The following is a 19,607-nucleotide window of genomic DNA, read 5'->3' on the forward strand; positions in this document are numbered from 1 at the left end:
GCCACCAAGTGCCATGACTTTCATCCACAAAAAACGCCTGTTGACCACGATCCTTTTGCTGGTCTGGGTGTTGGTGAGCTTTGGCCCCAGTTTTTTTGCGCGAGACTTGTCTGTGACGGTTTGGGGCTGGCCTTTGTATTTTTGGATGGCAGCGCAAGGCTCCATCTTGCTGTTCATCTGCATCGTTGTCGTTTATGCGTGGCTCATGAACCGCTGGGAAGCGCAAGAGACCGCTGCAGGCAGGCCCATCGCCGAAGGCTGATCGCGAGCGATTTTTTTCAGCTCTTGGGATGTGTTGATCGTTTGTCAAGCCCCCTAAAAACCCACCCCTGTTTTATCGGTGTTTTCCCTTGAATTCAGGGCACACCGACAGTGGCAAACAAAGCAAAATTGTAAGTTAGTCGTCAGGCAAAACAGCTTCTCCCAATGAAGCGGCTGAATCCTCGCGGAAAAATTTTATTTACGCATTTTTCAAAAGGGATTAATTGCGATTAGGTGGACAAGAAGGCAGTTCATAGAATTCGAAAAATTCTTGATCTACATCAACAAAGTCCTATGCTGCTTGCCATCGTCATCGCCAAAAGTTTGATCGAACTTTCGCTCATGTTCATCGTCGGGCGCTTCTTGCTGGGATTGCTGGCGGGGTCCAACCGTGACAACAATGTTTTTTGGCAATTGCTGGATGTGGCCTCCAAGCCTGCGCTTTGGTTGACTCGCAAAATCAGCCCCAAACTGATCCTGGACCAACACATCCCGCTGGCCACCAGCAGCTGGCTTTTGATTGCCTGGGTCGTGGTGGTGCAACTGAAAATCGAACTTTGCCTTGAGATGGGGATCGCTGCATGTCAGTGAAATCCCATACCACCCCCACGCACTTGAACACCTCCAGCCGAAGCCGGTGTTTTTGGCTTCGTCTCCGCGCCAAGGCACTTTTGGTCTTGGGTTTGCGCAAGCAAGCCCATGCGGTGTTTCTAGAGATCCTGCGGATCAACCCAGAGGATGTGCTGGCCTTGAACAGCGTGGGCTTCAAGGAACTGAACGACAAGCGTTTGATTCAGGCTTTGGGATTTTTTGAACGGGCTCTGGTGCTCACACCCAACAACGCCAATGCCCACTTCAACGTGGGCTTTGTCTGCGAAGAGTTGGGGCGAAGCCAAGAAGCCGAACACGCCTTCAGATCTGCCATTCAGATCGACGAAAAAATGGACCGTGCCTGGTATGGCCTGGGTTTGGTGCTGGTGCGCCAGCAACGGTTTGAAGAGTCTTTGATCGCCTTCAAGCGCAACACCGAATTGCAATCCATGAGCCCTTATGCCTGGTACCAAATGGCCCGGGTGCACATGGAGATGCATGAACCCGACAAAGCGTTGGAAGTCATGCGCCATTTGAATGGATTCGAGCCCAAGGTGGCCGCTCAATTGGAGCGAGAAACCGGTCTCAAACTGAACAGGCCTGCGTGAATACCAAGCCCAGACCTGTGGGCTGAGACATTGAAGTGTGACAGTCGGTAGTTTGATTTTTTTAACAAGAAGGAGATGAAGATGCAGCTCACTGCAAGGCACCAGGAATACTGGGGCAAAAACTTAAGGATCACGGGGCTATTGCTGGCCCTGTGGTTCTTTGTCACGTTCGTGCTTTTGTACTTTTCGCGTGATTTGACGTTCAGCTTTTTTGGCTGGCCGTTCTCGTTTTGGGTCGCCGCCCAGGGCGCACTGATCGTGTATTGCCTGATCATTTGGTACTACGCCCGCTATATGAACAACCTTGACAAGGAATATGGCGTTTCTGAAGGAGAAGAATCATGAGCGTTTTCGGCGGAGAAGGCCAAACCCAAAGCCAGTTTCAGAAATCTCTGAACAAAGTTTTCTTGTTCTACGGCGGAGGCTTTGCAGCCTTCGTGATTTTGCTCGCCATTCTGGAGCAAATAGGCATGCCCAAAGAGTACATTGGCTACGCCTTCTTGGCGGCCACCGTGCTTTTGTACGGCGGTATTGGTGTGATGAGTCGCACCAACGATGCCGCCGAATACTATGTGGCCGGCCGTCGTGTGCCCGCCATCTACAACGGCATGGCCACAGGCTCTGACTGGATGTCAGCGGCTTCGTTCATCGGTATGGCCGGCACGCTCTACCTGACAGGTTACGGTGGTTTGGCCTTCATTTTGGGCTGGACAGGCGGCTACTGTTTGGTGGCTTTGTTCCTGGCACCTTACCTGCGTAAGTTTGGCCAGTTCACCATCCCTGACTTTTTGGGCGCACGCTACGGCGGCAACATGGCGCGCCTGATTGGCGTGTTTGCGGCCATCTTGGTGTCCTTCGTTTACGTGGTGGCGCAGATCTTCGGCGTGGGCTTGATCACCGCCCGCCTGACAGGTCTGTCCTTCGACGTGGGCGTGTATGTGGGCTTGGCCGGCATCTTGGTGTGCTCGTTCTTGGGCGGTATGCGTGCTGTGACCTGGACCCAGGTGGCGCAATACCTGATCTTGATCGTGGCGTACATGATCCCTGTGGTTTGGTTGTCGGTGAAACACACCAACATGCCTGTGCCTCAGATCTCTTATGGCTACCTGCTTGAAAAAGTCACAGCCAAAGAAGAGCAGTTGCTCAAAGATCCGAAAGAACTCGAAGTTCGCGGTATCTTCAAAGCACGCGCTGATGCAGCCACTGAAAAGCTGAAAGACGTGCCAGCAGCCATGGCCGCTGACAAAGAAGCCGCCACCAAAAAGCTGGAAGAGCTGAAGGCCGCCAACGCGCCAGCAGCCGACATCAAGGCCGCTGAGGCCGCTGTTGCCGCTTTGCCCAAGGATGAAGCCGCTGCCAAGGCTGCTTACACCGCAGCACGCACCACCAACACGGCACGTGCAGCACCACCCCTGCGCCATGCTGAGCCTTTCCCAGGCAAAGACGACGCAGCCCGGGATGTGGCACGCAAGAACTTCCTGGCCTTGGTGTTCTGTTTGATGATTGGTACGGCTGCTTTGCCACACATCCTGATGCGCTTTTACACCGTCCCCTCGGTGCGTGAAGCGCGTGAGTCGGTGGCATGGTCACTGTTCTTCATCTCTTTGCTGTACTTCACGGCGCCTGCTTTGGCGGTGCTGGTCAAGTTTGACATCTACACGCTCTTGGTCGGCACCCCCATGGACCAGTTGCCGGGATGGATTGCACGCTGGAACGTGGTCGACCCCACGCTGATGGCGGTGGCTGACATCAACAAAGATGGCATCTTGCAGTTGGCAGAAATCCGCTTGGGCGGTGACATTGTGGTCTTGGCCACACCTGAAATCGGCGGCTTGCCCTTCGTGATTTCTGGTCTGGTGGCGGCCGGTGGTTTGGCTGCGGCCTTGTCCACTGCCGATGGCCTGTTGCTGACCATTGCCAATGCCTTGTCGCACGACGTGTACTACAAAGTGATTGACCCGAACGCTTCGGCGAACCGCCGTGTCGCGATCTCCAAAACCATTTTGGTGTTCGTCGCCTTGGCGGCCGCTTATGTCGCATCGCTGCGCATGGCGGACATTTTGTTCCTGGTGTCTGCGGCCTTCTCCTTCGCTGCGGCAGCCTTCTTCCCTGCGTTGACCCTGGGCATCTTCTGGAAGCGTGCCAACAAATGGGGCGCCTCGCTGGGCATGATGGCGGGTTTGGGCATCTCGTTCTACTACATGGTCAAGACACATCCCTGGATGTACGGCTTGTTCCATGAGGGTTCGCTGACGCCTGAAATCCTGAAGGCCAACACCTGGTGGGACATTGCCCCCATATCGGCCGGTATCTTTGGTGTACCAGTCGGCTTTGCGGTGATCATCATCGTGTCGCTGCTGACCAAGGCACCGGACCAAGAAGTTCAGAACATGGTCGAAAACGTCCGTTTCCCCAGCTTTGACGGCACCACCTCACAAGGCAGTGCTGCCCACTAAAAGGTCCCTTTTGGCAAGCTCTGTCTTGCCAACTTGAGCCCTTCCAATCAAAAACCCGATCACGTCATGTGATCGGGTTTTTTTGTTTGGGGCAACCGCTCAATTCATGAGCGCCGGACACCCACTCCGCACTGCGACGGGGCTTGCCAGTCCGGGCCGTCAAACCAGTCATCCCCCAGTAAATAGGCCCGCAGCATGGGCAGTGCATCTTGCCCCCAAAACACGCGGTCATCGACCACCCAGCTGGGCACACCAAACACCCCCTGCTCAATCGCCTCTTGGGCGTGCGTTTGCAAAGCCTGCTTGACTTGGGGGCTGCCGGGGTCTTGTGCCGGTGCCAGCTCGGTCGTCAAGGCCGCCAGGCGCTGGGTGTCTGCCGCATCCTGCCCAGTACACCAAACATGGCGAAAAATTTTCTCGCACACATAGCGACTGGGCGTGCCATCGGCGTCACACGCCGTGGCCAGACGCAACAAACCCAAGGGGTTGAAGGGGTGCATGGCCGGCAGCTGCAAAGGCGTGCCTTGCTGACAGGCCAACCACAGCACCTGCCGGTAGGTCCAGTCACGCTTGGTGGGGATTTCCGCCGGACCGAGTTGTCCATGGTGCTTGAGCATGGCGGCAAACAGCACCGGTTTGTGCACCACGCGGTGGCTGATGCCCTGCAAGGCGCGGGGCAGCGCATCAAAGCCCAGCCAGGCGTAAGGCGAGATGAAGTCAAGATAAAAGTGAATGGTTTTCATGGGGTGCAGTGGGTGTGTTGGCGCACCCAGTCTATAGGGTGAACACCGAGAGACGGAACAGGGCTTGACCCTAGAATTTGCATCAAACCTGTTTTCCAGGTGAAGTCATCTTGGTCTTTGACTTCCGTGCCCAACACTCAAGGAGACAGCATGTACAAACACATCATTTTGGCCTACGACGGTTCGGCCAGCGGACAAAAAGCCTTGCTTGAAATCAAGGAACTGGCGCATTGGGGGCAGCCCCGTTTGACCTTGGTGGCAGTGGTGCCCACACCCATGGATGTGGGTTCGATGGAGATGGGCTACTACGCATCAACCAACACGGCCGCCGTTGAAGCGCAGTTGGAACAGCAATTGAACGATGGCGTGGCCGCCTTGAAGGCCATGGGTTTTGCGGCCCACGGCGAACTGCTCAAAGGCGAAGTCATCAAGGCGCTGTCTGAGTATGCCGACCGCATGTCGGCAGACTTGCTGGTGGTGGGCCATCGGCACGAGAGCAATTTGCTGCGCCGCTGGTGGAGCGGTTCGACCGCCAAGGCCTTGGTGGACGAGTCGCCTTGTAATGTGTTGATTGTGGTGGAGCGCAGCGCCTGAACGGCCCAAACAGCCCAGGCCGTCAGCCACCCACCAACGACTGCACGCGCATTTGAATGCGCTGCCAGACTTGGCGTTTGCCTGCGTCATGCAGTCGACTCCACTCGCCGATTTCTTGCAGGGTTCGCAAGCAGCCTTCGCATTGGCCGGTTTGCGGGTGCATCACACACACCGAGACACAAGGCGATGGCACATGAGGCAGAGATGTGGACAGCACTTGCGATGCGCGTTCGGCCAACTTGTGCAGGCGGATGTTCATGCGGGCTCTCCATGGGAGACCATGACGGCCTGCACCACATCGGCCACGGGCGCGTTGGTCAATCGCTTCAGGTCGTCGGGCTGCAACTGGAACACGCCATGCGGGTGCCCGGCGGCGGCCCAGATGTCGGCAAAACGCCACAGATCTTGGTCGAGCAAGGTGACGGGCGTGTTGAGGTGCGCCACAGGCGAGACACCGCCAATGCTGAAACCGGTCTGGGCTTTCACAAACTCGGCATCGGCACGGCCGATCTTGCCGACCAAGGCCGAGACTTTTTTCTCATCCACCCGGCGGTCCCCCGAGGTGACCACCAGCACGGCCACACCATCGTCCTTGCGCTTGAAGATCACGCTCTTGGCGATCTGACCAAGTTGCACACCCAGCCCGTCGGCCGCCTCTTGTGCGGTGCGGGCTGCGCCATCGAGCATGACCGGCGCATGCGGATGACCGGCGTCTTGCAATGCGCGAGAAACACGCTGCACACCTTCGGGCAGTGCGTGCAATTGAGCTCCGCACATGGCTCAACCCGCCCGCTTGTTGAGGATGGCTCTGGCCACGTTGGAGTTGGGTTGACGGCCCAAAAAGTCGCTGATGAACGCGCCCGCATCGACCAGTTTGTCCAGGTCAATGCCGGTGTTAATGCCCATGCCGTGCAGCATGTACACCAAGTCTTCGGTGGACACGTTTCCGGTGGCCCCCTTGGCATAGGGGCAGCCGCCCAGACCTGCAACAGACGACTGGAAGTTCCACACGCCCATTTGCAGTGCAGCCAAGGTGTTGGCCAGCGCCTGCCCATAGGTGTCGTGAAAGTGGCCACAGATGTGGTCGATGTCGAAGTGCTGCAGCGTGGCCTCGATGGCACGCTGAACCTTGAGCGGTGTTCCCGTGCCGATGGTGTCGGCCATGTCCACGCGTTGCACGCCAATTTGCTTCATCAAACCCGCCAGATGGGCCACGCTGGCCGGTGAGACATCGCCTTCGTAGGGGCAACCCACACTGCAACTCATGGCACCGCGCACGGCAATGCCTGCGGCCAGCGCGGCCTGCACCACAGGCGCAAAGCGTTCCATGCTTTCTTCGATGGAGCAGTTGATGTTCTTTTGGCTGAAGGCCTGGCTGGCCGCACCAAACACCACGATCTCGTCGGGCTTCGATGCCACCGCTGCCTGAAAGCCAACCATATTGGGTGTGAGCACCGAGTAGCGCACACCCGATTGGCGCTCGATGCCCGCCATCACGACCGCGTTGTCGGCCATCTGCGGCACCCACTTCGGGGACACAAAACTGGTGACCTCGATCTCGGTCAGACCTGCGGCCTGCAGGCGGTGCACCAGACCGATTTTGACCTCGGCCGGGACCGGTTGCTTTTCGTTTTGCAAACCGTCGCGGGGGCCGACGTCGATGAGTTGAACGCGTGAAGGGAGGGTCATGGGATTCTCTGAATAGTCAATAACCGCGCTGGTGGTCCACCACGCCACGGATGGGCTCGCCGCGCTGCAGCGCCTGCATTTTGCCCACGATTTGCGCGATGCTTTCTTCGCGCAAGGTGCGGGCGGAGGTGTGTGGCGTCACGGTGATTTTGGGGTGCTGCCAAAAGGGGTGGTCAGCAGGCAAAGGTTCGGTGCGGAACACGTCGAGCGTGGCCCCGGCCAAGTGGCCGTTGTCGATCAGGGCGATCAGGTCTTCTTCGACCAGGTGCTTGCCTCGTGCCACGTTGATGACATAGCCGCCTGCTTGCAGTTGGGACAAGGTGCCTTGGTTCAGGATGTTTTCGGTCTCGGGCGTGAGCGGCATCAGGTTGACCAGCACACGCGTGGCGGCCAAGAATTCGGGCAGGCCTTGCGCACCGCTGAAGCAACGGATGCCGGGCAGGTCTTTGGCACTGCGGCTGTAGCCGTTGACCGGGAACTCAAACACCTGCAGCGCTTTGGCCACACGTTCGCCGAGCACGCCCAAACCCATGACGCCCACGGCAAAATCGGCGCGGCTGCGCGGCTTGCGGTAGGACCATTTGCCCGCTGCGGTGTCGGCGTCGTAACCGTCAAATTCGCGAAAGTGCCGAATCACTGCGTGGCAAACGTATTCGGCCATTTGCACCGACATGCCGGCGTCGTCCAGACGCACGACTTTCAGTGAGGGGGGCAGCTTGAGTTGAAGCAAGGCGTCCACACCCGCACCGATGTTGAAGAGGGTTTGAAGCGCCGTCTGTTCGTCGATGAACTGCTGAGGCGGTGCCCAGACGATGGCATGGTCGGCGGGCGGTGAGCCGGGTGCCCAGGCGCTAACCCGGGCGTCAGGGAGTGCTTGCTGCACGGCCTGTACCCAGGGTTCAGGCGGCAAGCTGGCAAAACAGATGGTGATGTTCATGCTGCAATTGTGTCAGCGGAGAAATATCCGGACTGTCGCGCGGGTTGTCGTCTTGTAGGTCGGTGGCTTTAGCCCCGACATGCGGCTGTTGCCAGTCGCACATCGTCGGAGCTGAAGCTCCGACCTACAAAATTCACGCCGCCAGTTTGAGCAACTCGGCACCGTCGGCGACTTGGTCGCCGGGCGCATACAGCAACTCGGCCACCACGCCGTCTTTGGGCGCACTGATGGTGTGTTCCATTTTCATGGCTTCCATCACGGCCAAAGGCTGACCCGCCTTGACTTTATCGCCTGCCTTGACGGCAAAGGACACCACCTTGCCCGGCATGGGAGCCGTCAGACGCCCACCCTCTTGCGCGGCTTCGCCAGCGTGCGCCAAGGGGTCGAGCACGGTAATGCGGGTCGCGCCCTGGGGGGCGAAGAGGTGCGCAGTTTCGCCTTGCCAGTCGAGCTGGCTGAAGCAGCGCGGGGCATTGCCCCACTGCACCCACAGGCCTTCGCCATGGGCGGCAAAGCTCAGTACGCCAGATGCAGCGTCATCGCCTTCCAGCGATAGGCTCACAGCGCCGTCGTGCAAATAGTTCAGACGGGCCGAGCGCGGCTGGTCTTGCCAGACAAATTCAAAGCGGCGCTGCGCCAAGCCGTGCGACTGCCAGCCATCGCGGCGGCTGAAGGGGTCTGTACCCTGCAGGGCTTTTTCGGCGTGCAGGGTGTGCGCGACCACGGCGGCCACGGCGGCAGGCAAGCCCACGGCTTCTTGTTTGAAAAGGACGGGGGCTTCGCGTTGGATCAAGGCCGTGTCGAGCTTGGCGGTGGCAAAGGCCTCGCTGCGCACCACATGGCGCAAAAACTGCACGTTGGTGTTCAGGCCCACGATGTGGGTCTGCGCCAAGGCGGCGTCCAGCCGGGCCAGCGCTTGCTCGCGGGTGTCGCCGTGCACGATGAGCTTGGCCACCATGGAGTCGTAAAACGGGCTGATGGTGTCGCCCTCGCGAACGCCGTCGTCCACACGCACCGTGCCACGCTCAAAGCTGGTCGCTTGCGGCTTGCGGTACACCTGCAAGGTGCCTGTGGCGGGCAAGAAGTTGTTGTCGGGGTTTTCGGCGCAAATGCGCGCTTCAATGGCGTGGCCCTGAATGCGCAGCTGGTCTTGCCGCAAAGGCAAGGCCTCGCCACTGGCCACACGCAACTGCCACTCCACCAGATCAAGACCCGTGATGGCTTCGGTCACCGGGTGCTCCACCTGCAAGCGGGTGTTCATTTCCATGAAGAAAAACTTCATGGATTCGGGCTGGTCGTACGCCGTTTGTTCGACGATGAATTCCACCGTGCCCGCGCCCACGTAATTCACCGCTTTGGCGGCAGCCACAGCGGCTGCGCCCATTTGCGCTCGCAAGGCCTCGGTCATGCCGGGGGCAGGGGCCTCTTCGAGCACTTTTTGGTGGCGGCGCTGCACCGAGCAGTCGCGCTCGAACAAGTACACGCAGTTGCCCTGCGTGTCGCCAAACACCTGGATTTCGATGTGGCGTGGGCGCTGCACATACTTTTCGATCAACACCGCATCGCTGCCAAAACTGTTGATGGCTTCGCGTTTGCAGGAGGCCAGCGCTGCCGCAAAGTCTTCGGACTTTTCCACCACGCGCATGCCCTTGCCACCACCGCCTGCGCTGGCCTTGATGAGGGCGGGGTAACCGATGCGGTCGGCCTCGCGCTGCAGCAGCGCCGGGTCTTGGTCGGCTCCGTGGTAGCCGGGCACCAAGGGCACGCCCGCCGACTCCATCAAGCGCTTGGATTCGGCTTTGAGGCCCATCGCCAAAATCGCCGAGGCTGGCGGGCCGATGAACACCAGACCTGCCGCAGCGCAGGCCTTGGCAAAGTCTTCGTTCTCGCTCAAAAAGCCGTAGCCGGGGTGCACGGCCTTGGCGCCCGTGTCTTTGGCCGCTTGCAAAATACGCTCCCAGCGCAGGTAACTGTCTTTGGGGGCCGAGCCGCCCACATGCACGGCTTCGTCACACGCTTGCACATGCTTGGCCCCAGCGTCGGCGTCCGAATAAACGGCCACCGTCTGGATGCCCATGCGGCGGGCGGTGGCCGCAACGCGGCAGGCGATTTCGCCACGGTTGGCGATCAGTATTTTTTTGAACATGTCAATTTCTCCAAACCACTTGGTTATCTACGGCATACAACTTGCAGGCAATGCCACGGCGTGCCTGGCAAAAACCCAATGCGCGACCCACGGCCCAATCGCCCGTGGCAAAGCCCGCGCCACCCGGGCCTATGGCAAAGGCACGCGGTGAGGGGCTGGCCAGAAAACGGCGGTACAGGTTTTGCCGGGTCTCGGCACCCACCGGCACTTTGTCGATCTCATCCACTTGTGCGAAACCACTCGGCTCAGGGACCGGTGGCAAAGCGGGCTGGGTGTACCCGGCCTGGGCCAGAAAAGCATCCACCTTGGGCACCCAGCGGTCCATGTCGATGCTGAACCCCGAGTGGCCATCCTGGCCCACGGGCGCGAGTTGGTGGAACTCGGCTTGCCCACCACCGTCCAGCCAGGCGCGATGCCAATCACGCGGTGCTTGCGCACCCCAGAACAAATCGTTTTCCCAATACAGCCACAGCATGGGCACTCGGGCTTGTGCAGCGCGGGCCTTCCAGAGTTGGCCAATTTGGACGTTCGCACAGGAACGCCCAGGACGGCCCACCGGATCACCCCCGGTGCCACCCGCGAAATTGATGGCCCCTTGCAAGCCTGCCGGGTTGCGCCAGGCCGTCGTCACCGAGGTCAAGCCGCCGACCGATTGGCCCATGACCCACCACCGCGAGGCGTCGACGAAGGGCAAGCTGCGCGCAAATTCGGCCACCGCGATCACTTGGTCCGATGCGGCCAGGCTCATGGGTTCGATGCGGGGCTGGCTGCAACCACCGTTGCTTTCTGGGTCAAAACCATCGAAGGTTTCGCCATAGCCCACACGGGTGGGCACCATGACCACTAAACCCTTGCCCACAAAATAGCGGGCCTGCTGCTCATACCGAAAGCGTGTGGGCTGGGCCCTCTTCTCGGGGCTGGAGGCACGGCCATGGTTGAGCACCACCATGGGGAACGGCCCATCCCCAGCGGGCTTGAACACCGTCACCGGGATTTGGCGCTGCTCACGCCGGCCATAAAGGTCCTCCACCGAAACCGGTACACGGTGAACAACTTCATGCAGGTCTTTGGCGACCGGCAATTCGGCAGGGGTTTGCGCGCACGCCAAAACCGCCCAGAAGAAGCACCCTAACCCGAACAGACCACGAAGCAATTTCATGCCAGCACGATCAAGCCAATAACCAGCTGGGCTTGCGTTTTTGCAAAAAGGATTGCACGCCCTCTTTGCCTTCGCTGCTGGCGCGGATGTCGGCAATGCCCGCCACCGTTTGCGCCACCAGCACGTCGTTGATCTCGCGTTCGGCCACGTCTTGCACCAGCTTTTTGCAGGCGCGCACGGCGTGGGGGCTGGCATTCACCAGCGCTTGGGTGAGCTCCGCCACTTTGGCGTCCAGCGCATCGGCTGTCACCACCTCGTGCACCAGGCCGATGCGGTGCGCCTCGGCCGCGCCAAAGCGCTCGGCCGTCAAAAAGTAACGGTGCGCCGCACGCGCGCCCATGGCGCGGATGACGTAGGGGCTGATGGTGGCGGGGATCAGGCCGAGCTTGACCTCGCTCAGGCAGTAATGCGCTGTGTCCACGCTGATAGCCATGTCACAAGCGGCCACCAGGCCCATGCCCCCGGCGTACACGTCGCCTTGTACGCGTGCGATGGTCGGCTGGGGGCATTCATAAATCGCGCGCAGCATGGCGGCCAACTCGCCTGCATCGGCCAGGTTTTCGTCCCGGGTGTAGTCGGCCATGCGGCGCATCCAGTTCAGGTCTGCACCGGCGCAAAAGGCCGGCCCCTCGGCGGCCAGCACCACGCAGCGCACGGCCGCGTCTTGGGCCACTGCCAGAAAAGCGTTTTTCAGCTCGGCGATGACTTCGTCGTTGAAGGCGTTGCGCACATCCGGGCGCGACAGCGTGATGGTGTGCACGCCGCCTTGGGTGGAAATTTTCAGGGCGTTGCTCATGCTTTGGGGGCCTGTTCTGACAAAAGGAAATAAACCATGTCCAGCTCTGGGCAAGGCTGGCCCATGGCGGTGAGCGCCGCTGTGATCTGGCCACGGTGGTGGGTGGCGTGGTTGAACACATGCGCCAAGGTCGCCGCAAACGGCAAGGACAGGGGGTCGCCCTTGCTGGTTCTGTAGTCCAGTTGGCCATCAAAACGCTCGGCACTCCAGCTGGCGATCAGTGGCGTCCAGTTGGCCGATCCACCCTTGAGCGCCTGCGCCAGGCGTTCTCGGTGGGGTTCAACCTCGGCGTCCAGCGCCAGCACCGGCGATGCGCCTTTGGCAAAACGCGGATACCAAAGCAAGTGCTCGGCCACCAGCATGTGGTTCAGCGTGCCGTGGATGCTTTTGAAGAACAGGCCCACGTCGCGCCGATAGTCTGCATCGGACACGCGCGAGACCGCTTCGAGCAGGCGGTGCGTGACCCAGACCTGGTAGCGCGCTTGCATGTTGAAGTGGCTGTGCCAGGTGGATGTGTTCATTGTGGCCATGTCTCCAGTCCTCCTAAAGTTTTGAGTGATTCAAAGTCGGCGTCGCGGTGCAGCAGCGTGTGGCCGTGGGTCATGCAGTAGCTGGCCAGCAGCACGTCGATGGGGCTGCGCACGGTGCGGCCAGATTGGCGCAAGCGTTGATAGAGCGTGGCCGCCTGCAGGGCGTTCTCGAGACCACCAATTTCCACCACTTCCAAGTTCAAAAGGAGGTCGCGCACTCGGGCCTGGGCACTCGCCGTGGAGAAGCCTCGAACCACTTCAAAAATAACCAGATCGGCTACACCAATGTCGGGCGGCCCATCATCCCCAGTGAGCCAGCGTTCTAACTGTTGGGTCTGTGCGTTGATCGTGCCTCGAAAGTGATCGATCAGCACGCTGGAGTCCACCAAAATCATGCTGACTTGCCTTTCCCACGCAGCTTGGTTTCAGCGCCTGCTTGGGATTTTCGAGCTTTAACAGCGGGCTTGACCACATAAGTCACAGCAGTTTCTTGCACGGTCTCTGCAAGTTGCCTTTCTTCGCGCGCTTTGGCCCAGGCTTCGTCGGAGTCGTCCCAAAACAAAGTGCCACGCGCGGCCAACAACGCTGCATAAGCCTTCTTGCGCTTGAGCAGGCGCAAGCCCTCTTCGACCGCGTCCTTCTTGGTCTTGAAATCACCCGAGGCCATGACGTCGGCCATGAGCTTGTCGTCGATCACGATGTTGGTGCGCATTTAGAAACTTCCTGAATGTGTATGAATTCACAAAATCATACACATCACATGCGGAAAAGTCCAAATTTCGTCTCGGGGATCGGGGCGTTCAGCGATGCACTCAGGCCCAGCGCCAGCACGCGGCGGGTGTCGGCCGGGTCGATGATGCCGTCGTCCCAAATGCGGGCGGTGGCGTAGTAAGGGTGGCCCTGGTCTTCGTATTGCTGCTTGATCGGGGCTTTGAAGGCCTCTTCTTCTTCCATGCTCCACTGGCCGCCCTTGCCCTCGATGCCGTCGCGTTTGACCGTGGCCAAGACGCTGGCCGCCTGCTCACCGCCCATGACACTGATGCGGGCGTTGGGCCACATCCACAAAAAGCGGGGGCTGTAGGCGCGGCCGCACATGCCGTAGTTGCCCGCGCCAAAGCTGCCGCCAATGATGATGGTGAACTTGGGCACAGCAGCAGTGGCCACAGCCGTGACCATCTTCGCGCCGTTGCGGGCGATGCCTTCGTTTTCGTATTTGCGGCCCACCATGAAGCCGGTGATGTTTTGCAAGAAGACCAGCGGGATCTTGCGCTGGCAGCACAGCTCAATGAAGTGAGCGCCTTTGAGCGCCGACTCGCTGAACAAAATGCCGTTGTTGGCAATGATGCCCACCGGCATGCCTTCGATGCGGGCAAAGCCGCAGATCAAGGTGGTGCCAAAACGCGATTTGAATTCGTCAAACTCCGAGCCGTCGACGATGCGGGCGATGATTTCGCGCACATCAAAGGGCTTGCGCGTGTCGGTGGGAATCACGCCATACAACTCTTGCGCGTCGAACTTCGGGGGCACAGGCGTGTGCGTGGCGATGTTGGGGGCTTTTTGCGCATTCAGGTTTTTCACGGCCTGACGCGCCAGCGCCAGCGCGTGCACATCGTTTTGCGCCAAGTGGTCGGCCACGCCACTCAAGCGGGTGTGCACATCACCTCCGCCCAAATCTTCGGCACTGACCACCTCGCCCGTAGCGGCTTTGACCAGTGGCGGGCCACCCAAAAAGATGGTGCCTTGGTTCTTGACGATGATGGTCTCGTCGCTCATGGCAGGCACATAAGCGCCACCCGCCGTACAAGAGCCCATGACCACCGCGATCTGCGCGATGCCTTGCGCACTCATATTGGCCTGGTTGAAAAAGATGCGGCCAAAGTGGTCGCGATCAGGAAAGACCTCGTCCTGGTTGGGCAAGTTGGCACCGCCCGAGTCCACCAGATAAATACAAGGCAGGTGGTTTTGCTGCGCGATCTCTTGAGCACGCAAATGCTTTTTCACGGTCATCGGGTAATAAGTGCCGCCCTTCACCGTGGCGTCGTTGCACACGATCATGCAGTCCACGCCGCTCACGCGGCCGATGCCCACGATCACGCCGGAGCTGGGCGCGTCGTTGTTGTACATGTTGAGCGCAGCCAGCGGCGCAACCTCCAGAAAAGGCGTTCCGGGGTCGAGCAGCATCTGCACACGGTCACGCGGCAGCAGCTTGCCCCGGGCGGTGTGTTTGGCGCGAGGGGCCTCGCCACCGCCTTGGGCCACACGCTCCAGATGGGCACGCAAGTCATCGACCAAGGCCCGCATGGCGGCGGCGTTGTGCTGGAAATCGGCGGAACGCGGGTTCAGTTGGGAGTGCAAAACGGTCATGGTGCTTCCTTGGGTCTGGGGCCGCAGGGCATGGCCCCGGGCGCATCGAACGTGCAATGCCTGCCAGCTTAAAGGCTGCAGCCCCGTTTGGGGGTGTCAAATGGGTTGCAAATCGTGCCACAATTTGCGCCACCATGAGAGACGTTGCCAGCACCCACCCCAACCCTGGCCATTCATTGGCGAACCAACCCGCCCTCTCCGTGCGCGCTGAAACACCCATGGCTTTTGTGCGCGCCATTGCCAGCGCTTTCACCTTGCGTGGCCTTGACCCCTTGCCCGCCCTGCAGGCGGCACAAATTGCGCCAGACTTGCTGCATCAACCCGATGCGCGCATCACCGCTTTGCAAATGGAATGGCTCTCGGCCAGTGCCATGCGCGAGCTGGACGACGAGGCCCTGGGCTGGTTCAGCCGCCGCCTGCCTTGGGGCAGTTACGGCATGCTGGTGCGTGCCTCGCTGACTGCCCCCACCCTGGGTGTAGCGCTGGCCCGCTGGTGCCGCCACCACGGCCTGCTGACCGACGACATCCACCTGCAAGTCAGCCCGTCGCACGGCGTGGCCAGCCTGCAATTGACCGAACAACGCGAACTGGGCGCTTTGCAGGAATTTGCCGTGGTCTCGGTGCTGCGCAATGCTTTGGGCGTGGCCTGCTGGCTGACGGATTCGCGCATCCCCTTGCAACAAACCACGCTGCGCTTTGCCCCGCCGCCCCATGCCGACAGTTACCGCGTGCTGTTTGATGGCCCCACGCAGTTCAACGCGCCCACAAACAGTCTGCAGTTCGACGCGGGTTACCTGAGCCTGCCGGTGCGCCGCGACGAAGCCGCCCTGCAGCGCATGCTGCAACGCGCCCTGCTGCTCACCGTGCGCCCTTACCGGCGCGACCGCCTGCTGGTGGAAAAAGTGCGCCAGACCCTGGCCGAGCACCCCGAGCACAGCCGCAATGCCGACGACCTGGCGGCTTGGCTCAACCTGTCACCGCGCACGCTGCACCGGCAACTCAAGGAAGAAGGAGCCAGCCTGCAGCAACTCAAAGACGCCGTGCGCCGCGACCTGGCCACCGACCTGTTACTGCGCACGCAGCGCCCGATCAAACAGATCGCTGGCGAGGTGGGGTTTCAGAACGAGAAGAGTTTCATGCGGGCTTTCAAGGGGTGGACGGGTGTGACGCCGGAGGGTGTGAGGTCTCGTCGGCCACCCCGGTCCACCTGAATTGGCTTTTATCGGTTCGAAAAGCGCTAATCATTTAAATATAACCAGTTTATATTTTAAATTTGGCCTTACGTGTGTTTAAATTTATCCATAATTAAAAGCCCAAACAAGCCACATGCCCACCCCTATGTCACGCCCGAATGAGTCAGAGATCCGACGCTTCGTTCAAGCCAAAGTGGCCGTCGCGCTAGAGGACACGCGCGTGGTGCTGATCGTGGGCCCTCGCCAAGCAGGCAAAACCACACTGGCGCGACGGTACGCAAACCCTGCTCGCCCTTTCATCACCTTGGACGACCCCGCCACTTTGTCTGCTGCTCGTGCCGACCCCACAGGTTTTGTACGGGGCTTGAGTCAAGCCGTGATCGATGAAGTTCAACGCGCACCCGATCTCTTGTTGGCCATCAAAGAAAGTGTGGACAAGGACACAAGGCCAGGTCGCTTTCTACTCACCGGCTCCACCAACCTCATGGCCATGCCTTTGGTTGCCGACTCTTTGGCGGGTCGTTTAGAGGTCGTCACACTGTTGCCCTTCGCGCAAGCCGAGTTGGCCGCCACGCCAGGCGATTTGTTGGACCGTTTGTTTGACGGCCAAGGCTTGCCCGATGTGGGCATGCCTGTGGTGGGCCATGATCTGATGGATTTGGTGCTCAAAGGCGGTTACCCAGAAGCACTGCGACGCTCAACGGTGGGTCGCCGCCAAGCCTGGCTCTTGGACTATGTGGCCTTGATCCTCGATCGCGATGTGCGTGACATCGCCCACATCGACCAGCTCGACCGCATGCCGCGCCTTTTGAACATGCTGGCGGCGCACGCAGGGCAAATGGTGAACCACAGCAGTTACGGCGCCGCGCTGGGGCTGACATCTCCGACCGCACAGAAATATGTGGGCATTTTGGAGCGATTGTTTTTACTGCGCCAAATACCCCCGTGGTCAAGCCATGCGATCAGCCGATTGACGAAAACGCCCAAGCTGCATTTTTTGGACACCGGCTTGCTTGCAGCACTGCGCAGCGCCACGGCCGAGACATTGAAAAAAGACGCCTCACCCGAGCGCGTGAGTTGGGGACCATTGTTGGAAAATTTCGTGGTCTCCGAAGTGCTCAAGCTCGTCACCTGGTCCGACAAGCGGCTGCGCGTTTCACACTTTCGCAGCAAAAACCAAGACGAAGTGGACTTGGTCATTGAAGACCCACAGGGGCGTGTGGTTGGCATTGAAGTCAAAGCATCGGCCACGGTGCGCAACGTCGATTTGAGAGGGCTACGCCAACTTCAGGCCGCAGTCGGCGATAAGTTTTTACATGGACTTGTACTCCATGACCATGACCGCATCACACCGTTTGACGCGCAACTGCATGCAGGTCCTGTCTCTCTTTTATGGCGATGAACGATCAGTTGCAAGCTTGAGCCATTCCGCCTGAACCTTCCCCGCGCTCATGACCCCAAGCGCAATCCCCGCATGTGCTCAAACACCTGCGCCGCACCGGCCTGGCGCAGGGCATGGGCGTCAGCGCCTGGTGGCGCATAAGCCCACACCGTGGCTCCAGCAGCCACGCCCGCCGTGATGCCCACGGTGGTGTCTTCAATGACCAGGCAGCGCGCCGGATCAATCTGCAGGTGCGCGGCAGCGGCCAGGTACACATCAGGGTGCGGTTTGCTGCGCGGCATCTCGTGGCCGCTGAAAATTCGGCCTTCAAAAAAGTGGATCAAGCCCACTTGCTTGAGCATCATCTCGACCTTGAAGCGGTCTGCCCCCGAAGCCACCGCGATGCGGCCCTGGCAGTGGTCGTGCAGGTGCGCCACCGCTTCGTGCACGCCTTCGATGGCGGTGATGCTTTGTGTCAAGCGCTCGTTGCGCCGGGCAAAAAACTGTTCCAGCCACGCATCGGTGAGCGGCACGCCGGTGTGCGCTTCGATCACGCTGCGCTGGCTTTTGACGGTGTGGCCCACAAAGCGCTGCATGCATTCGGCCAGCGTCATGCGCCAGCCTTGCTCTTCAAACATGTCACGCAGCACGCCGCAGGTGATGGCTTCGCTGTCCACCAGCACGCCGTCGCAGTCAAACAAAATGGCTTCAAAGTTCATGACGGAGATCATAAAGCCATGGGTACAAGGCAAACTACGGGCTCGGATAGACCCCAAAAACACACACCATGCCCGACCTGCTTCGCATCCACCACACGGCCATCATCTGCTCGGACTACGAACGTTCCAAACGCTTTTACAGCCAAGTTCTGGGCCTGAAAATTTTGGCTGAAAACTTCCGTGCCACACGCGACTCCTGGAAACTGGATCTGGCCTTGCCCGATGGCGGGCAGATTGAGTTGTTTTCTTTCAAGTGTGCGCCGCCGCGCCCCAGCTACCCCGAAGCGCAAGGTTTGCGGCACCTGGCGTTTGCCGTGGCCAATGTCAGCGAATGGGCGGTGTACCTGCAGGCGCATGGCGTTGGCGTTGAGGACATTCGCACCGATGAATACACGGGGCAACGATTCGTGTTTTTTGCCGACCCGGATGGATTGCCTTTGGAGTTGTACGAGGCGAAAGCTCAGAGCACGTCGCCATCCACATAAAACCAGCACCCGTCCTCGCGCACAAAGCGGCTGCGTTCGTGCTGGCGCACCGCTTTGCCGCCCACCCGAAAGCGCGCCACAAATTCGACCTCGGCGGTGTCAGCGCCTGTCACCCGGTGCTGCTTGATCTCCAAACCCAACCACTTGCCTCCTGTTTCAAGCGTCAGCTCGGCTGGGCGCTGGCTGCTGTGCCAAGTGGCCTGCAGATACGGCACGTCACCCAGCACAAAGGCGCTGTAGCGCGAGCGCATGAGGCGCTCCGCATCGGGGGCGTTCTGGTTGGCGTGGTGCGGGCCGCAGCAAGCATCCAAGCTCAGTGCTTGGCCTTTGGGGTTGGTGCGGCCACAGGGGCAGTGTGTCAATTTCATGGGCTCTTTTGCAGGTCGATGGCTTCAGCCCCGACCAACCTGAGTGGTCCGGCTTGTCGGGGCTAAAGCCACCGACCTACAAAAATCAGGCATCAGGCATCAGGCATCAGGCATCAGGCATCAGGCATCACGCGCCTTTGCGCGCCGCGCTTTCGGCCTTGTGCTGCTCCAGCGTGACCATGGGGGCTGCGGCTTTTTTCCATGCGGCAAAACCGCCGTCGATGTGGGCCACATTGGTCATGCCCATGTCTTGCAGGGTTTTGGTGGCCAGGGCGCTGCGCCAGCCTGCGCCGCAAAACAAGATGAACTGTTTGCTCTCGTCGGCAAACACGGGCTTGAAGTAGGGCGAGGCTGGGTCCACCCAAAATTCGAGCATGCCCCGGGGCGCGAGCAAAGCGCCGGGCACGGTGCCTTCGCGTTCGAGCTCACGCGGGTCGCGGATGTCCACGATTTGCACGGTGGGGTCGGCCAGGCGCGCTTGCACCTCGGCCACGCTGTGCGTGGTGACCTGGGCCATGGCCTCGCCGACGAGGGCTTGAAATCCTTTGGTGATGGGCATGTGTCTCTCCTTGTTTGAACGGTAAAAA

Annotated in this window: 24 protein-coding genes; 9 read left to right on the plus strand and 15 right to left on the minus strand. The window is 60.0% G+C overall.

All coding sequences use genetic code 11. The annotated features are described in order from the left end of the window. Nucleotides 1-13: 13 nt before the first annotated feature. From AMM41_RS00165 to AMM41_RS00185, 5 genes are all read left to right on the plus strand, one after another. Entirely contained in the window at nucleotides 14-262 is a 249-nt protein-coding gene (locus tag AMM41_RS00165; RefSeq protein WP_089951752.1) for a DUF4212 domain-containing protein, read from the plus strand. A 293-nt stretch (nucleotides 263-555) separates the two neighbouring features. Next, nucleotides 556-852 carry a hypothetical protein gene (locus AMM41_RS00170; protein ID WP_062407371.1) on the plus strand — a complete coding sequence of 99 codons (297 nt, stop codon included), beginning with the start codon at nucleotides 556-558 and terminating at the stop codon, nucleotides 850-852. Further along, nucleotides 843-1,460 carry a tetratricopeptide repeat protein gene (locus AMM41_RS00175; RefSeq protein ID WP_089951755.1) on the plus strand — a complete coding sequence of 206 codons (618 nt, stop codon included), beginning with the start codon at nucleotides 843-845 and terminating at the stop codon, nucleotides 1,458-1,460. The genes AMM41_RS00170 and AMM41_RS00175 overlap by 10 nt, the downstream gene beginning before the upstream one ends. Before the next feature lie 81 nt (nucleotides 1,461-1,541). Beyond that, nucleotides 1,542-1,805 (plus strand): DUF4212 domain-containing protein, encoded by a 264-nt coding sequence (locus AMM41_RS00180; protein WP_089952515.1) that lies wholly within the window; start codon nucleotides 1,542-1,544, stop codon nucleotides 1,803-1,805. Continuing rightward, nucleotides 1,802-3,916 (plus strand): sodium:solute symporter family protein, encoded by a 2,115-nt coding sequence (locus tag AMM41_RS00185; RefSeq protein WP_089951758.1) that lies wholly within the window; start codon nucleotides 1,802-1,804, stop codon nucleotides 3,914-3,916. The genes AMM41_RS00180 and AMM41_RS00185 overlap by 4 nt, the downstream gene beginning before the upstream one ends. Nucleotides 3,917-4,020: 104 nt before the next feature. On the opposite strand, the gene AMM41_RS00190 is transcribed toward AMM41_RS00185, so the two are convergent. Next, complete coding sequence (locus tag AMM41_RS00190) at nucleotides 4,021-4,659, minus strand: 2-hydroxychromene-2-carboxylate isomerase (protein WP_089951760.1); 639 nt, start codon at nucleotides 4,657-4,659, stop codon at nucleotides 4,021-4,023. Nucleotides 4,660-4,809: 150 nt separating this feature from the next. On the opposite strand from AMM41_RS00190, the gene AMM41_RS00195 reads away from it, so the two are divergent. Beyond that, complete coding sequence (locus AMM41_RS00195) at nucleotides 4,810-5,253, plus strand: universal stress protein (protein ID WP_089951763.1); 444 nt, start codon at nucleotides 4,810-4,812, stop codon at nucleotides 5,251-5,253. A 22-nt stretch (nucleotides 5,254-5,275) separates the two neighbouring features. On the opposite strand, the gene AMM41_RS22430 is transcribed toward AMM41_RS00195, so the two are convergent. The 11 genes from AMM41_RS22430 to AMM41_RS00250 all read right to left on the minus strand — a co-directional run bounded on the left by AMM41_RS22430 (nucleotide 5,276) and on the right by AMM41_RS00250 (nucleotide 14,874). Further along, nucleotides 5,276-5,512 (minus strand): DUF1289 domain-containing protein, encoded by a 237-nt coding sequence (locus AMM41_RS22430; protein WP_089951765.1) that lies wholly within the window; start codon nucleotides 5,510-5,512, stop codon nucleotides 5,276-5,278. Next, complete coding sequence (locus AMM41_RS00205) at nucleotides 5,509-6,030, minus strand: YbaK/EbsC family protein (protein WP_089951768.1); 522 nt, start codon at nucleotides 6,028-6,030, stop codon at nucleotides 5,509-5,511. The genes AMM41_RS22430 and AMM41_RS00205 overlap by 4 nt, the downstream gene beginning before the upstream one ends. Before the next feature lie 3 nt (nucleotides 6,031-6,033). Next, complete coding sequence (locus AMM41_RS00210) at nucleotides 6,034-6,942, minus strand: hydroxymethylglutaryl-CoA lyase (RefSeq protein ID WP_089951772.1); 909 nt, start codon at nucleotides 6,940-6,942, stop codon at nucleotides 6,034-6,036. Nucleotides 6,943-6,958: 16 nt separating this feature from the next. Next, nucleotides 6,959-7,879 (minus strand): 2-hydroxyacid dehydrogenase, encoded by a 921-nt coding sequence (locus AMM41_RS00215; protein WP_089951775.1) that lies wholly within the window; start codon nucleotides 7,877-7,879, stop codon nucleotides 6,959-6,961. Between the two features lie 133 nt (nucleotides 7,880-8,012). Beyond that, complete coding sequence (locus AMM41_RS00220; RefSeq protein ID WP_089951778.1) at nucleotides 8,013-10,025, minus strand: acetyl-CoA carboxylase biotin carboxylase subunit; 2,013 nt, start codon at nucleotides 10,023-10,025, stop codon at nucleotides 8,013-8,015. Nucleotide 10,026: 1 nt separating this feature from the next. Next, entirely contained in the window at nucleotides 10,027-11,184 is a 1,158-nt protein-coding gene (locus AMM41_RS00225; protein WP_089951781.1) for an alpha/beta hydrolase family protein, read from the minus strand. A 10-nt stretch (nucleotides 11,185-11,194) separates the two neighbouring features. After that, nucleotides 11,195-11,980, minus strand: coding sequence for an enoyl-CoA hydratase/isomerase family protein (locus AMM41_RS00230; RefSeq protein WP_089951783.1), 786 nt, complete (start codon nucleotides 11,978-11,980; stop codon nucleotides 11,195-11,197). Further along, entirely contained in the window at nucleotides 11,977-12,510 is a 534-nt protein-coding gene (locus AMM41_RS00235; RefSeq protein WP_228769023.1) for a DinB family protein, read from the minus strand. The genes AMM41_RS00230 and AMM41_RS00235 overlap by 4 nt, the downstream gene beginning before the upstream one ends. After that, entirely contained in the window at nucleotides 12,498-12,905 is a 408-nt protein-coding gene (locus AMM41_RS00240) for a type II toxin-antitoxin system VapC family toxin (protein ID WP_089951786.1), read from the minus strand. The genes AMM41_RS00235 and AMM41_RS00240 overlap by 13 nt, the downstream gene beginning before the upstream one ends. Beyond that, a complete protein-coding gene (locus AMM41_RS00245) occupies nucleotides 12,902-13,222 on the minus strand; it encodes a type II toxin-antitoxin system VapB family antitoxin (protein ID WP_089951789.1) in 321 nt (106 codons plus the stop codon). Before AMM41_RS00245 ends, AMM41_RS00240 begins: the two co-directional genes overlap by 4 nt. A gap of 44 nt (nucleotides 13,223-13,266) precedes the next feature. Next, entirely contained in the window at nucleotides 13,267-14,874 is a 1,608-nt protein-coding gene (locus AMM41_RS00250) for a carboxyl transferase domain-containing protein (protein ID WP_089951791.1), read from the minus strand. A gap of 218 nt (nucleotides 14,875-15,092) precedes the next feature. Here AMM41_RS00250 and AMM41_RS00255 point away from each other — a divergent pair, with 218 nt between their 5' ends. Together AMM41_RS00255 and AMM41_RS00260 are read left to right on the plus strand one after the other, a co-directional pair. Beyond that, the gene (locus AMM41_RS00255; RefSeq protein ID WP_228769056.1) at nucleotides 15,093-16,085 is read left to right on the plus strand and encodes an AraC family transcriptional regulator; all 993 of its coding nucleotides are present in this window, start codon (nucleotides 15,093-15,095) and stop codon (nucleotides 16,083-16,085) included. Between the two features lie 127 nt (nucleotides 16,086-16,212). Further along, on the plus strand, nucleotides 16,213-17,469 hold the full coding sequence (locus AMM41_RS00260; protein WP_089952518.1) for an ATP-binding protein: 1,257 nt from the start codon (nucleotides 16,213-16,215) through the stop codon (nucleotides 17,467-17,469). Between the two features lie 47 nt (nucleotides 17,470-17,516). Here the strand turns inward: AMM41_RS00260 and AMM41_RS00265 are convergent, their stop codons facing one another. After that, nucleotides 17,517-18,167: an HAD family hydrolase gene (locus AMM41_RS00265; protein ID WP_089952520.1), complete on the minus strand. Its 651-nt coding sequence runs from the start codon at nucleotides 18,165-18,167 to the stop codon at nucleotides 17,517-17,519. Nucleotides 18,168-18,235: 68 nt separating this feature from the next. Between AMM41_RS00265 and AMM41_RS00270 the strand changes: the two genes are divergently transcribed. Further along, nucleotides 18,236-18,652 carry an SMU1112c/YaeR family gloxylase I-like metalloprotein gene (locus AMM41_RS00270; protein WP_089951796.1) on the plus strand — a complete coding sequence of 139 codons (417 nt, stop codon included), beginning with the start codon at nucleotides 18,236-18,238 and terminating at the stop codon, nucleotides 18,650-18,652. Here the strand turns inward: AMM41_RS00270 and AMM41_RS00275 are convergent. Both AMM41_RS00275 and AMM41_RS00280 read right to left on the minus strand, forming a co-directional pair. Beyond that, nucleotides 18,628-19,020, minus strand: coding sequence for a YchJ family protein (locus tag AMM41_RS00275; protein ID WP_089951799.1), 393 nt, complete (start codon nucleotides 19,018-19,020; stop codon nucleotides 18,628-18,630). The genes AMM41_RS00270 and AMM41_RS00275 overlap by 25 nt on opposite strands. A gap of 127 nt (nucleotides 19,021-19,147) precedes the next feature. Further along, the gene (locus AMM41_RS00280) at nucleotides 19,148-19,579 is read right to left on the minus strand and encodes a rhodanese-like domain-containing protein (RefSeq protein WP_089951802.1); all 432 of its coding nucleotides are present in this window, start codon (nucleotides 19,577-19,579) and stop codon (nucleotides 19,148-19,150) included. Nucleotides 19,580-19,607: the final 28 nt, after the last annotated feature.

This window comes from Limnohabitans sp. 2KL-3, assembly GCF_001269405.1.
Classification (GTDB): domain Bacteria; phylum Pseudomonadota; class Gammaproteobacteria; order Burkholderiales; family Burkholderiaceae_C; genus Limnohabitans_A.

What these genes read in the sequence shown, in the direction of transcription:
- AMM41_RS00270 (WP_089951796.1), top strand. Translation starts at nt 18,236, where the DNA reads ATGCCCGACCTGCTTCGCATCCACCACACGGCCATCATCTGCTCGGAC.
- AMM41_RS00230 (WP_089951783.1), bottom strand. Translation starts at nt 11,980, where the DNA reads ATGAGCAACGCCCTGAAAATTTCCACCCAAGGCGGCGTGCACACCATC.
- AMM41_RS00260 (WP_089952518.1), top strand. Translation starts at nt 16,213, where the DNA reads ATGTCACGCCCGAATGAGTCAGAGATCCGACGCTTCGTTCAAGCCAAA.
- AMM41_RS00170 (WP_062407371.1), top strand. Translation starts at nt 556, where the DNA reads ATGCTGCTTGCCATCGTCATCGCCAAAAGTTTGATCGAACTTTCGCTC.
- AMM41_RS00165 (WP_089951752.1), top strand. Translation starts at nt 14, where the DNA reads ATGACTTTCATCCACAAAAAACGCCTGTTGACCACGATCCTTTTGCTG.
- AMM41_RS00205 (WP_089951768.1), bottom strand. Translation starts at nt 6,030, where the DNA reads ATGTGCGGAGCTCAATTGCACGCACTGCCCGAAGGTGTGCAGCGTGTT.
- AMM41_RS00195 (WP_089951763.1), top strand. Translation starts at nt 4,810, where the DNA reads ATGTACAAACACATCATTTTGGCCTACGACGGTTCGGCCAGCGGACAA.
- AMM41_RS00275 (WP_089951799.1), bottom strand. Translation starts at nt 19,020, where the DNA reads ATGAAATTGACACACTGCCCCTGTGGCCGCACCAACCCCAAAGGCCAA.
- AMM41_RS00210 (WP_089951772.1), bottom strand. Translation starts at nt 6,942, where the DNA reads ATGACCCTCCCTTCACGCGTTCAACTCATCGACGTCGGCCCCCGCGAC.
- AMM41_RS00280 (WP_089951802.1), bottom strand. Translation starts at nt 19,579, where the DNA reads ATGCCCATCACCAAAGGATTTCAAGCCCTCGTCGGCGAGGCCATGGCC.
- AMM41_RS00175 (WP_089951755.1), top strand. Translation starts at nt 843, where the DNA reads ATGTCAGTGAAATCCCATACCACCCCCACGCACTTGAACACCTCCAGC.
- AMM41_RS00215 (WP_089951775.1), bottom strand. Translation starts at nt 7,879, where the DNA reads ATGAACATCACCATCTGTTTTGCCAGCTTGCCGCCTGAACCCTGGGTA.
- AMM41_RS00255 (WP_228769056.1), top strand. Translation starts at nt 15,093, where the DNA reads ATGGCTTTTGTGCGCGCCATTGCCAGCGCTTTCACCTTGCGTGGCCTT.
- AMM41_RS00265 (WP_089952520.1), bottom strand. Translation starts at nt 18,167, where the DNA reads ATGAACTTTGAAGCCATTTTGTTTGACTGCGACGGCGTGCTGGTGGAC.
- AMM41_RS00245 (WP_089951789.1), bottom strand. Translation starts at nt 13,222, where the DNA reads ATGCGCACCAACATCGTGATCGACGACAAGCTCATGGCCGACGTCATG.
- AMM41_RS00240 (WP_089951786.1), bottom strand. Translation starts at nt 12,905, where the DNA reads ATGATTTTGGTGGACTCCAGCGTGCTGATCGATCACTTTCGAGGCACG.
- AMM41_RS00190 (WP_089951760.1), bottom strand. Translation starts at nt 4,659, where the DNA reads ATGAAAACCATTCACTTTTATCTTGACTTCATCTCGCCTTACGCCTGG.
- AMM41_RS00185 (WP_089951758.1), top strand. Translation starts at nt 1,802, where the DNA reads ATGAGCGTTTTCGGCGGAGAAGGCCAAACCCAAAGCCAGTTTCAGAAA.
- AMM41_RS00225 (WP_089951781.1), bottom strand. Translation starts at nt 11,184, where the DNA reads ATGAAATTGCTTCGTGGTCTGTTCGGGTTAGGGTGCTTCTTCTGGGCG.
- AMM41_RS00235 (WP_228769023.1), bottom strand. Translation starts at nt 12,510, where the DNA reads ATGGCCACAATGAACACATCCACCTGGCACAGCCACTTCAACATGCAA.
- AMM41_RS22430 (WP_089951765.1), bottom strand. Translation starts at nt 5,512, where the DNA reads ATGAACATCCGCCTGCACAAGTTGGCCGAACGCGCATCGCAAGTGCTG.
- AMM41_RS00220 (WP_089951778.1), bottom strand. Translation starts at nt 10,025, where the DNA reads ATGTTCAAAAAAATACTGATCGCCAACCGTGGCGAAATCGCCTGCCGC.
- AMM41_RS00250 (WP_089951791.1), bottom strand. Translation starts at nt 14,874, where the DNA reads ATGACCGTTTTGCACTCCCAACTGAACCCGCGTTCCGCCGATTTCCAG.
- AMM41_RS00180 (WP_089952515.1), top strand. Translation starts at nt 1,542, where the DNA reads ATGCAGCTCACTGCAAGGCACCAGGAATACTGGGGCAAAAACTTAAGG.